Source organism: Bacillus sp. GMs2/2, from assembly GCF_050172095.1.
Classification (GTDB): domain Bacteria; phylum Bacillota; class Bacilli; order Bacillales; family Bacillaceae_G; genus Bacillus_A; species Bacillus_A cereus.
Genome location: NZ_JBNLYE010000129.1, coordinates 1 through 11,648, shown reverse-complemented (window position 1 = coordinate 11,648; position 11,648 = coordinate 1). Strand labels below are relative to the sequence as shown.

Here is an 11,648-nt window from a genome sequence, read left to right as displayed (position 1 = left end):
ATTACAATTTTTACTATTAACGTGTCCATAAACAGTGTACAATTATGTATGTTCAGATATCTATCTGAAATTAAATTATTGAACAGGGAGAGACTACAAATTGAAAATTGGTTATGTTCGTGTATCAACTGTAGATCAAAATTTGGATTTACAAATAGATGCTTTAAAGGTGTATGGATGTGATGAAATATTTGAAGACAAGTTGAGTGGCATCGCTGGAAAAAGGCCCGGTCTTGAAAAGGCTCTTCAATATGTGAGACCTGGTGATTCTTTGGTAGTCTGGCGACTCGATCGTTTAGGAAGAACGATGCATCATCTTATCCAAATTGTAAATGAATTAAATGAACAGGGCGTTAGTTTTTATAGTGTACAAGAAAATATCACGATGGATCGCTCTAGCGCTACAGGACAATTAATGTTTCACTTATTTGCTTCTTTTGCAGAATTTGAAAGAAACCTCATTCGTGAACGGACAGAGGCGGGAAGAATTGCCGCAAGGGCTCGGGGACGTTTTGGTGGAAGGCCTGAAAAATTAGGAGAAAAAGAACAACAAATGATACAAACACTCGTGTCTAAGAAAACCCCCATAAAAGATATTGCGCAAATATTAAAGATTTCTCGTACAACAGTGTATCGTTATTTACAAAAATAGGAGGAATTTCAGATGGCGACGAGAGAAGTTCTTACTCAAACGCAACGAGAATACTTTTATGAATTATCAGACCAGATGAGTGAACGAGAGCGGATACGATACTACACATTATCTGAAGAAGATATACAAATCATCCGTCAGCAACGCGGCGCAACGAATCAATTAGGTTTTGCGGTTCAATTGGCTTATTTACGATTTCCTGGTCGGCCATTCGCTTCTGGAGAAAAAATACCCAATTTTCTTGTGTCGTTGCTTGCAAAAAGATTAGGAATCGTGCCTGCAGCTATACATCATTATGCGAAAATTCGCGATACAACAAGGAGAGAACACATCAGCAAAATTCGAAAACATTTTGGATTTCGTTCTTTTACCTTACGAGAATATCGAGAGTTAGCAAATTGGCTTCTTCCAACTGCTATGGGAACAGATAAAGGCCTGGTTTTAGTTGACCTTTTGATACAAGAAATGCGAAAAAGAAAAATTATTCTTCCTGCCATTTATGCCATAGAACATTTAGTTTGGGCGGTATGTGAACGTGCAGAAAGGCGAACGTTTAAAAAGTTAACAAAAGCGTTATCTCCACAACAACTTTTACAATTAGACCAGCTATTAACAAAGTCTGCAGACAAACATATTACAAATTTATCCTGGTTACGAAAACCACCTGGAACGGTTTCACTTAAAAGTTTTCATAAAATATTAGACCGCATTCAATTTATTCAAAAGCTCGCATTACCATTAGAAAACGGACAAGAGATTCACCAAAATAGATTACTACAATTAGCTAGGGAAGGCTCTCGGTATTCCACCCAACATTTGTCTCGGTTCCATTCTCTGAAACGTTATGCAACTTTAATGGCATTTTTAATTCATATTTATGCTTTTTTAATCGACCAAGGTTTATATGTAAATGAAAAGTTACTTGGGCGCATGTTTAAACGAGGAGAAAAAATACATAACGATTCGTTTCAAAATGACGGAAAATTAATTAATGAGAAAATCCGCTTATTTGCAAAACTTGGGAAGGCTTTAATTGAAGCAAAAGAAACCGAACAAGATCCTTTTGTATCTTTACAAGCTGTTATACCATGGGACCAATTTGTTCATTCGGTAGAACAAGCGGAAGCGTTGGCGAGGCCTGCAGAATTCGATTATTTAGAATTACTGGATACCTATTATGGACAATTTCGTAAGTTTGCCCCGCGACTTTTACAGATTTATACGTTTCAATCTTCTGGTATCACCCAAACATTATGTGAAGCACTTGAAATCTTAAAGGAACTGAATACATCCAAGAAAAGAAAAGTTCCTGAATTTGCTCCCATGGATTTTATAAAATCCAAATGGTTGAAACATGTTTTAAAAGAAGATGGCATTGACCGTCATTACTATGAATTTAGTGTATGGACAGAATTATGTAATCACCTTCGTTCGGGAGATATATGGGTACCAGGAAGTAAACAATACAAAAACTTTGATGAGTACTTATTACCGGTACCAACCTGGGAAGAAATCAAAAGAAAACAACAAATTCCGTTGTCTATTGCTACAAATGTAGAGGAGTATATACAAAATCGATGCGGATTGATGCAAGAACAATTAACAATGGTAAATCAACTCATTCGAAACCAAGAATTATCGGATGTTTCTGTTTATGGCGGTCACATCCAAATTCCATCTTTAAAAAAGGATGTTCCAGACGATGTAGCAGATCTTACAAGGGCTATTTATGATGTATTACCACGTATTAAGCTAACAGAACTATTAGTAGAAGTAGACTCTTGGACCCAGTTTAGTCAACAGTTTGTACATCTTCATACGAAAACGGGGCCAAAAGATGAAACTACATTATTTGCGGCTATTTTAGCCGAGGGAATTAATCTTGGATTGAGTAAAATGGCTGATGCATGTCCTACGATTACCTATACCCAACTTGCTTGGATAGCAGATTGGTATATCAGTGATGAAAATTATACAAAAGCTCTGGGAGTCTTATCAAATTTTCAACGGCAAAATAGGCATGCTACCTATTGGGGCAATGGAACCACTTCTTCTTCAGATGGACAATATTTTAGGTCAAGTGGGGCTTCTAGTCCATTAGCTCAAGTAAATGCCAAACATGGAAGAGATCCTGGGCTAAACTTCTATACTCATATTTCAGATCAATATGATCCTTTTTACGCCCAAGTCATTAGTTCTTCTGAGGAAGCGCCTCATATTATAGACGGATTATTATACCATGAAGCCGATACTAGAATTGAAGAACATTATACGGATGCTGCTGGGTTTGTAGATCATGTATTTGCTATGTGTCATATGTTAGGGTTTCGATTCTCTCCGAGAATTAAAAGTATAGATAAGACGAAAATTTATACAATCGACAAACCTTCCTATTATCCAGAGCTAAACTTTATGATTGGCGGCACTATACAAATGAAACATATACGAGACAACTGGGATGCATTATTAAGATTAATCAGTTCTGTGCAAAATGGAACGGTTACTGCATCTCTTATTTTAAAAAAGTTAGCATCTTATCCACGGCAAAATAGTTTAGCGGTAGCATTACGAGAAATTGGACGTATAGAAAGAACATTATATACATTAGAGTGGCTACAAGATCCTGCACTGAGAAGGCGCGTTCAAGTGGGGCTAAATAAAGGAGAAGCGAAACATTCACTTGCACGAGCTGTGTGTTTTCATCGATTAGGAGAAATACGTGATCGTTCTTATGAAGACCAATTGCATCGAGTGAATGGTCTTCAGTTATTAATTTCTGTAATTGTTATTTGGAATACAGTGTATATTGAAAAAGCGATTGAATTATTACGATCTCAAGGAATGGAAATTCCAGAAGAATATGTGCAACACATTTCTCCATTAGGTTGGGAACATATTGCATTAACAGGCGATTATATCTGGAATGTACAGCAAAAGACATCGATTCATCATTTAAGACCTTTGCGAACAAAATATGCAAGAAATAGATATTAACACCCAATACCGATTCCCCTATGTAAATACGGAATCGGTAAAAATGTGTCCAAATTGTGTCTAAACGTACAATTTTCCCGAAATGGTATGGTGAGGCCTAATATCTTTTTAAGGGTGTTTTTGCCCATCCCCCGAAAAGGGGGAATAAGACAAAATATAAGCATAGGGCTTGTGTCATTTGGATAACGGGACCTCATATAGTTCTTGCAACATTAAATTTATATTCCCTCTCCAAAACCTTTGTAAAGGTGTGGATAATCCATGTTCCCTTAACCATCTTTTACTATATATTTGTAATAAATCAACTTTTGTTAATTTCTCTTTTTCTTCAATTGTCCAACGTAATGCTTCGAGTCCTTTTTCTTTTGTCCAGAATCCTGTAGGTGTTTTCTTTAATTCCCACTCTTTAAAACGATTTGGATACAATTCATCCAACATATGATAAGGACGACTACTCCAAAATTTTTGTAGTGGATGACTTAGCCCTTGTCCTTTTATCCATGATCCACTAAAAATATTTAACAATTCTTTTCTTGATAATTTTTCTCTTTCTTCAATTATCCAGCGTAATTCTTCCAAGGCTTTGTCTTTTGTCCAATAATTTGAGGGTACTCTAAAAAACTCCCATTCTTTAAATTTATTGGGGTATAGGGCATTTAGCATAGCAAACGGACTTGATTTCCAAAACTTTTTACAAGGAGTTTGAAGTCGATGTTTGAATAACCATTTTTGCGAATATACATCTATTAACTCTTCACGAGACAAACATTCCTTCTCCTCAATTGTCCATTTTAAAGCATTTAGTGCCGTTTCTTTTGTCCAGTAATTACGATAAGTAGCTTTGAATTGCCATGGCTTAAATCTATTTGGATACAAATCATTAACCATCTTAAAGGGGCTACTTTCCCAAATATTTGATACTGGTGTCCATAAATTCCGGTCAATTAACCATTGGAAAGTAACGTTTTCCAAGATTTCCTCATCACTCCAACCCTCTTGTTGAATATATTCCGACAGAATTTGAAGGGATCGTTCTTTTGTCCAATATAAGTTAGGAGTTCTACTAAATTGATATGGTTGAAAATAATCTGGAAATAAATCATTTAACACAGAGTATGGACTTGCTTCCCAAAATTTTTGAAAAGGTGTACCTAATCTATTTTTGTAGAACCATTTACTACCCATTATTTTAGGTAGTTCATCTTTTTGTAGATTATCTTTTTGTATAATATGAAGAATAGCTTTTATTGCATTTTGCTTCGTCCAATAATTTGAGGGTACACTCTTAAATTGCCAAGGTTTAAACTTATTTGGATATAAATCATTTAGCATTTTAAATGGACTACTTTGCCAGTACCTCAGTAAAGGAGTGCTTAACTTTTTAGTAGCAATCCATTTCGCACTGAATACTTCTAAAAGTTCCTCATCTCCAAGCCGTTCTTCTTGTATAACACATGCAAGTTCTCGCAATGCGATTTCCTTTGTCCAATAATTTGTAGTCGCACATTTGAAATGAAACGGTTTAAATTGATTCGGATACAAGTCATTTATCATTAAGTAAGCATTATTTTCCCATAATCGATGACATGGCGCATGTAACTTATGTTTTATGAGCCATTTATGATTGTACACTTCTTTTAATTGTTCCATTGTAAGTCGTTCTTTTTCTTCAATTGTCCAACGCAATGCTTCTAATCCTGTTTCTTTTGTCCAATAATTTAGAGGAGCCATTTTCAATTCCCATTCTTTTAAAAGTCCTGGATATGCATCATTTAGCATTTTAAATGGACTGTCATTATAAATGATAGCAATTGCTCCTCCTAGCTTATGTTTCTTTATAATTGATAAATCCCATTTTTCTTTTATCTGATTTTTGTCCCACTGTAAGATAACTTCAATTAGATATCTTGTAACACGTTTAATCAAGTTTCTATCTATATCTTCACTCCAAGTTCCTCTTGGAAACATTCTTCTCTTTCCATCTAGAATTTGTTGATAAACCTCTTCAATTGTCAAGCTCTTCACTGTATTAACCTCCTTATCTAAGAGTATATCTTACTGGTGAATACATACAAAATAAGATCGAAATATCTCGATCTTATTTTACTTTTCTATTAACTGATATACTGTAGCTCTTGTTTCTTATTTTTCTTCATACAACCTTCCTTCTTTATTCTTAATCGTTGTAATCATAATATCTTTTTAACGCAAGTTTAGATTTAAAGCCTACATGTTTTATAATTTGCTCTTCTAAAACTTCATTTTCAATTAGCCGTAAAATGAAGGTATTCCGTAGATGTTGTGCTGAAATTCCTTTTCGTAAATTCGCTCTTTCAACTTCAAGTCGAATCATTTTTTGAACAGCAATTTCTGTTAAGGCTTTTGGAGCATCGTTGTCATATGACCAATGATAAGTTTTTCGAGTAAAATCAAATGCTACGAATAAGGGGTCATTACTATGATATTTGGGCCGAACAGGTTCTGGAATTGTTTTGTAATAGTTAAATAATATCTTTTTATCGTCTTCAATTAAATGAATCGTTCTCTCTATACCCACTATTCCTGGTACTAAGATTGTATTGTTTTCAAAATGGACGTGATTCATCTGTAAACCTACAAGTTCTTGTAAGGATAATCCATTATGAATGAGCAAATGTACCATAGAAATGTTACGATCCATAAGTACTGTACGAACGGAACGTTGTTTTTCTGTTAATCCTTCTAATGAAGTTAAAATGTACTTTAGCCTTTTCTCTTCTTCTTTTGAAATAAAATCTTCATCACGTAACGCACGATTCGGTAGCATACTAAGTTGCATGTCTTCTAACGGATTTGGGATTTTCAAATACTGATACAGTCTGTTTAAGACGACATAAACACGGTGCATTGTTTTGTCAGAGTATTGTCGTTTGTTCTTTAAATCGCAAAAATACTCCTCATAATCCTTTGTATCAAGTGCCATCCATATATTACATGTAGGGATTTTTGAAGAGTTTTGCAACCACTGACCAAAATCTTCAATATCATAAACATATCGTTTAATTGTAGATGGTTTTCTTCCTTTATCTAGTAAGAATAAAGAAAAATGCTGTACTGTGTCTTTGAATTCCTTTGTTGGCATACCCATATCATCCTAATTTTTTCTTTTAGTATATCAAATATTATATAGCTCATAAAAAAAGACCTATTTGTGGTATCAGGCCTTTTATCTAACGATTCTATTTTTAAATTCATTCATTTTCTTTACGTATTATTTTTTCTTTTAACTGATTTTCAAAAATAACACGTCTATCTTCCATGTCAGTGTACATCTCAAATTTCCCTTTTCTTTTTTGAATAGCTATTCTTCCTTTTGTTTGTGATGGGTGACAAACCTTACATTTTACTTCTCCTCTATGTCTAGCACCTACTTGTGCTTTGTATTCATTTCCACAAGTGTTACAAAGCCACCAAACGCTTTGGCTAGAATTAATCTTAGTTTCCTCAGGAGGTTTAACTCCATACTGTCCTTCATTTTTAGTAGGATGCCACTCTTTAGCCAACTCAGGATTTAAAAGGGCTAAAGAATTTTGAAAAAGTTCACACTTCCGGCACCCTTTTCCATTCTTAACTCTTTCACTAATTTTTTCTCTCCATACATGCCCCTTTTCACAAATCCAATACGCATCCTCTGAAGAATTATACATCACATTATATGCCGTCCTAACTTCAGAATACGTGCTATTTTCAAATACAAACCAATTCTTTGCTATTTCTGGATATACTGTGGCTAAGCAGTTATCCTCGCATACCTTCTTATTTGCACAATATGGGCAAACACTTTTATTTTTATGTCTACTCTCAATCGTTTCTTCCCATTCATGATTTCTTTTGCATTGCCACCATCTACGTACTCTACCTTCATCGAATACAACAGCATCTGGAGTAATACCCTCATTTTTTATTGGATGCCATTGCTTAGCCAACTCAGGATCTACTTCCTCAAGAGTTTTAATCTGTCTTTCTTCTTTTACTTCAGCTCTTTTTGTAGCCTTTTTAAGCCTTAAACATTTTGGACATTCTTTTTTCTGTTGTCTATCGTAAATACTCATTCCCCACTCATGACCTTCAGGACATATCCACCAAATATATTCATAACTTGGATGTTTTTGCCCATCCCCCGAAAAGGGGGATTAAGACAAAATATTCCATACTAGTTGTAGACAAATTTAGGGTTCAGCCTTAGTTGTTCGATTTGTAACATAAACGTTCGTTTTTGTTACAATTTCTATTTGAAAATATGAAATGTCTTAACTGTTGAATTAGCCGTAACAAAATACTGTACCAAAAATAATTTGTCACAATATAAAAATGCTACCTTTTTGTTACGTTGATTGTCTATTAATTGGTAGTTTCTGTCTTATTCCTCTTTTTCGGGGGATGGGCAAAGAAACCCAACTTTCATTAGTTAATTCATCTGGATTAATCCCATGATTTTTAGTAGGATGCCACTCTGATAATAATTTTTCAGGCAATCCGTTATGAATGTTTAACGTTTCCAAAATACTCACCCTTCCATATTATCAATTAGAAACCATTTATCCTTGTTTATTCCATCAACATCTATCTTATATTCTTTAAACACACATTTTTCATCCTTCTCATCTACATATGGTTTCACATAAATTTCCGCACTAGAATATCGGCTTCTATAAGATGTCTCTTCTTCAAATGCCATTATTTTTGTAATTTCTATTTTATATACATACAGTGGATGTGCTAACCTTTGTCCCACTTTTAACCACATTTCTAAGGAATTATTACTTCTCAGTTCTTCTACGTTTCTTCTTTGTGGTTCATGATAAAACGGACTCCCAAACATAATAAAACACCATCCTTGTTAAGGTTTAAATTTTCCTCTTTTATTATATCAAATTATTTTTTATTCTATCTATTTGGATTCTTTTCGCAGAACATGGAACATTGATTTGGATTTAATTCCAAGTAGTCATACTCGGAATTAAATTGATACAATGATTCTAATAAGGGTGAAGGTAGAACTCAATTATAGGAGGAAATAATGTACGAATTAACAATAGGACTTAGATATAACGAACCATTAGAATTAAACTCCAAATACCGATATGACTTTGTGGGGATTGATTATCATAATGATTTTATTTATGGATGTATCTTTGTATTTCGAACAATTAAAGATGGTAAAGCAAAAGGTAATATATTAATTGATTTGGTTCATAACTCTAACATTAATGCCATTAGTGCTCATATACATGGTGACTGTCATTTTCATATATTTAACAACAGATTTTCTATGGGGAACAAACCTATCAAAATTACAGAAAATATTTTTTTAGAGAAAATAGAAAACACATCAAATGACGAATATTATGTATCTCTACAGGAACAAAAATATAGATTGATTAATGGAGTCCCATCCATTGATTCTGGTTGCAAACACTTCCCTATCATAAAGTATTTATTATTTACCGAATATCATGAACCTCTTGCAAATATAAATACGCTTGAATTAGCTCCAATATTTAAGTTACAAGAAGAGCATATCTGGCATAACAACAGGCACCAGAATTATAATGACATTTCTACATTAAACATAAAAGATAGTAAACTAAATCCTTCTACAGAATGGTGTCATGTGAAAAAAATCATTAAAAATCAACGAGAACATTGGAGGGAACAAAGGCAAGAAAAATACCATCAAATTTTACATTTAAGAGATTCACAAAAATACCTTCCTATTGAATGATAAAATGCAAATAAAAACTTCAAATACAACATGGTACAAAAATACCCCCTATAATTTAGGGGGTATTTTTGTATTATATCCGGTCTTTACTTATTATTGAGTAACTGGTTTCTCACAATATTTCTTTGCAATTGCACTTGCCATATCAATTGCTCTTTGTAGAGTAGCTTGTTTAGAACTAAAATCATAAGGCTCAAATCCAAATTCTTCATCAATTTCAAAGGAGATATTTGTTACAAGTCTATACTTTGGAGGGATAGATCCATTATCAATTGTTAAACGGAAAGCATAACGATCATCAAAACATAATAATTCAACTTTGAATGTATTATGTGTGCTTGCTTGGCGAAATTGATAATACTCAACTGGATATAAATAATCACCTTCATTTTTGTAGTTAAAGTCTTTTAAAAAATTCATAATCAACGCCCCTCATATTTTTTGTAATATTACCTATTTTTATATTAATCTCTTATCAATTAAAAAGTACAGAATTATTAGATTTATTATTTATAGGCATTTCAAAAACGATTGTTTTTGGGACATTAGAATACCGAGTGATTTTTGCTATTATTTTGTCGAAAAACTTTCCCAAAACTCATTACAAAAACTACGTCCCTAATACGTACGTTTATGGTACAATACAAACATAAAGAAATAATATTTTTATAAGGTGGTGATGATGAAAAGTTAAAGTTTTACTATTTAGCAACAGAGGTGTAGCGGAACATGAAAATAGGATACGCAAGAGTAAGTACACAAGATCAAAACTTAGATATACAAGTAGACGAATTACAAAAAAATGGATGTGAACGTATCTATCAAGAAAAAGTATCGGGTACCAAACAGAATCGACAAGAATTAAAAATAGCTTTAGACATGCTTCGTGAAGGAGACACTTTTATTATTTATAAACTTGATCGCCTAGCTCGATCTGTTAAACAGCTATATGAGATTATGGATATCATCCGCAAAAAAAACGTCCATTTTATTTCCTTGAAAGATAACATTGATACCTCTACAGCTTCAGGAAGAGCTATGTTTGGTATGTTTGCCGTTTTTGCCGAGTTTGAAAGGGATATTATTCATGAAAGAACAGTTGCCGGATTAAATGCGGCAAGAGCAAGAGGAAGACAAGGTGGAAGACCTAAAAAGGATGTAAAGAAAATTCAGCAAGCTATCGAATTATATCAATCTAAAAAATTTACAGTTAAAGAAATCAAGGATATGACTGGTGTTTCCAGTTCCACCCTATATAGGGAAATGAAAAACGAAGAAGAATAACGAAAAAAGCCCTCTTCTCGCCGTCGCAAGCTAAAAGGGGTCACACGACCCAAAAAAGAAAATTGTACGTTAAGGAATATTTTTACATATATTTTTTGTAAAGTTCTTACGTCCCAAAATTCACTTTTGCTTAAATTTCAAATAAGGGGATAGGTTACATTTGAAATATATATAATTTTTTTGTGCCCATCCCCGAAAAAAGGGACTAAACAGACACTACTAATTAATAAACAAGCAATGCAATAAGTCTGCGGTTTACTCTCCTTATCAAAATTATTTCATGATTTATAGTAGGGAAATTACAAAAAAACTATATTCATAAAAACTAAAATTAATGAACGTGCAAAAAGGATTATGCATAATTGCATAATCTATAAAAAGTTATTTTGTTATAATTACATAGATTATATAATTAGTTTTAATATAAGGAAGGAACGATGATTTTTGACAAAAGAGGAAACTAACAGCACAGAAAATAGAGGGAAAATTGGTTTTATACTATTCCTCGTCATTGTACCAACTCTATTAATAGCTTCCATCATAAATTACATACACGTTACCAACATTGAAGGTACGGTAACTGATAAATATTCAAAAAAAGATGGAAAACATGACAAATTTTATATTGTTGTCCAGCAAAATGACGATACTGAAAAAGTAATAACTAATACTGATGGTATTCTCATGATGAAGTTTAATTCTGCTGATATTCAAGCAGAAATTAAAACGGGTGAGAAATATAACTTTACATTACGTGGATATAGAGTTCCGTTTTTATCCCTATTCCCCAATATAGATGATGCCAAAAAAGCTTAAAGGTAAGTAATGTACCTTTAAGCTTTTTTATTTAATTTTATACATCATTTAGTATTCTATTTTTAAACGTTTTCCAAATCTGGAATAATATAATTGTTAATACAGTTGATTCAAATAAAACAATAGCGATTTTTAGCC

11 protein-coding genes are annotated in these 11,648 nt (G+C 33.2%); 5 read left to right on the top strand and 6 right to left on the bottom strand.

Annotated elements, in window-relative coordinates; translation table 11 throughout:
* The first annotated feature begins 100 nt into the window (after positions 1-100).
* Positions 101-652: a recombinase family protein gene (locus tag ACQGS6_RS16360; RefSeq protein WP_030022238.1), complete on the top strand. Its 552-nt coding sequence runs from the start codon at positions 101-103 to the stop codon at positions 650-652.
* Positions 653-664: 12 nt separating this feature from the next.
* Positions 665-3,646 (top strand): Tn3 family transposase, encoded by a 2,982-nt coding sequence (locus tag ACQGS6_RS16355; protein WP_426965319.1) that lies wholly within the window; start codon positions 665-667, stop codon positions 3,644-3,646.
* A gap of 174 nt (positions 3,647-3,820) precedes the next feature.
* Here the strand turns inward: ACQGS6_RS16355 and ACQGS6_RS16350 are convergent, their stop codons facing one another.
* The 5 genes from ACQGS6_RS16350 to ACQGS6_RS16330 all read right to left on the bottom strand — a co-directional run bounded on the left by ACQGS6_RS16350 (position 3,821) and on the right by ACQGS6_RS16330 (position 8,507).
* Positions 3,821-5,671, bottom strand: coding sequence for a hypothetical protein (locus ACQGS6_RS16350; RefSeq protein WP_426965318.1), 1,851 nt, complete (start codon positions 5,669-5,671; stop codon positions 3,821-3,823).
* A gap of 151 nt (positions 5,672-5,822) precedes the next feature.
* Positions 5,823-6,767: a tyrosine-type recombinase/integrase gene (locus tag ACQGS6_RS16345; protein WP_426965317.1), complete on the bottom strand. Its 945-nt coding sequence runs from the start codon at positions 6,765-6,767 to the stop codon at positions 5,823-5,825.
* 109 nt (positions 6,768-6,876) lie between these two features.
* Entirely contained in the window at positions 6,877-7,773 is an 897-nt protein-coding gene (locus ACQGS6_RS16340) for a zinc-ribbon domain-containing protein (protein WP_426965320.1), read from the bottom strand.
* 237 nt (positions 7,774-8,010) lie between these two features.
* Complete coding sequence (locus tag ACQGS6_RS16335; RefSeq protein ID WP_426965316.1) at positions 8,011-8,187, bottom strand: hypothetical protein; 177 nt, start codon at positions 8,185-8,187, stop codon at positions 8,011-8,013.
* A gap of 5 nt (positions 8,188-8,192) precedes the next feature.
* Positions 8,193-8,507 carry a hypothetical protein gene (locus tag ACQGS6_RS16330; protein ID WP_134996299.1) on the bottom strand — a complete coding sequence of 105 codons (315 nt, stop codon included), beginning with the start codon at positions 8,505-8,507 and terminating at the stop codon, positions 8,193-8,195.
* Between the two features lie 198 nt (positions 8,508-8,705).
* Between ACQGS6_RS16330 and ACQGS6_RS16325 the strand changes: the two genes are divergently transcribed.
* A complete protein-coding gene (locus ACQGS6_RS16325) occupies positions 8,706-9,410 on the top strand; it encodes a hypothetical protein (protein WP_426965315.1) in 705 nt (234 codons plus the stop codon).
* Positions 9,411-9,503: 93 nt separating this feature from the next.
* Here ACQGS6_RS16325 and ACQGS6_RS16320 read toward each other — a convergent pair whose 3' ends face one another.
* Positions 9,504-9,830 (bottom strand): hypothetical protein, encoded by a 327-nt coding sequence (locus ACQGS6_RS16320; RefSeq protein ID WP_426965314.1) that lies wholly within the window; start codon positions 9,828-9,830, stop codon positions 9,504-9,506.
* A 309-nt stretch (positions 9,831-10,139) separates the two neighbouring features.
* Between ACQGS6_RS16320 and ACQGS6_RS16315 the strand changes: the two genes are divergently transcribed.
* Complete coding sequence (locus ACQGS6_RS16315) at positions 10,140-10,694, top strand: recombinase family protein (RefSeq protein ID WP_426965313.1); 555 nt, start codon at positions 10,140-10,142, stop codon at positions 10,692-10,694.
* Positions 10,695-11,138: 444 nt separating this feature from the next.
* On the top strand, positions 11,139-11,510 hold the full coding sequence (locus ACQGS6_RS16310; protein ID WP_216105190.1) for a DUF1523 family protein: 372 nt from the start codon (positions 11,139-11,141) through the stop codon (positions 11,508-11,510).
* The last annotated feature ends 138 nt before the right edge of the window (positions 11,511-11,648 follow it).

What these genes read in the sequence shown, in the direction of transcription:
- ACQGS6_RS16355 (WP_426965319.1), top strand. Translation starts at nt 665, where the DNA reads ATGGCGACGAGAGAAGTTCTTACTCAAACGCAACGAGAATACTTTTAT.
- ACQGS6_RS16345 (WP_426965317.1), bottom strand. Translation starts at nt 6,767, where the DNA reads ATGCCAACAAAGGAATTCAAAGACACAGTACAGCATTTTTCTTTATTC.
- ACQGS6_RS16330 (WP_134996299.1), bottom strand. Translation starts at nt 8,507, where the DNA reads ATGTTTGGGAGTCCGTTTTATCATGAACCACAAAGAAGAAACGTAGAA.
- ACQGS6_RS16325 (WP_426965315.1), top strand. Translation starts at nt 8,706, where the DNA reads ATGTACGAATTAACAATAGGACTTAGATATAACGAACCATTAGAATTA.
- ACQGS6_RS16320 (WP_426965314.1), bottom strand. Translation starts at nt 9,830, where the DNA reads ATGAATTTTTTAAAAGACTTTAACTACAAAAATGAAGGTGATTATTTA.
- ACQGS6_RS16315 (WP_426965313.1), top strand. Translation starts at nt 10,140, where the DNA reads ATGAAAATAGGATACGCAAGAGTAAGTACACAAGATCAAAACTTAGAT.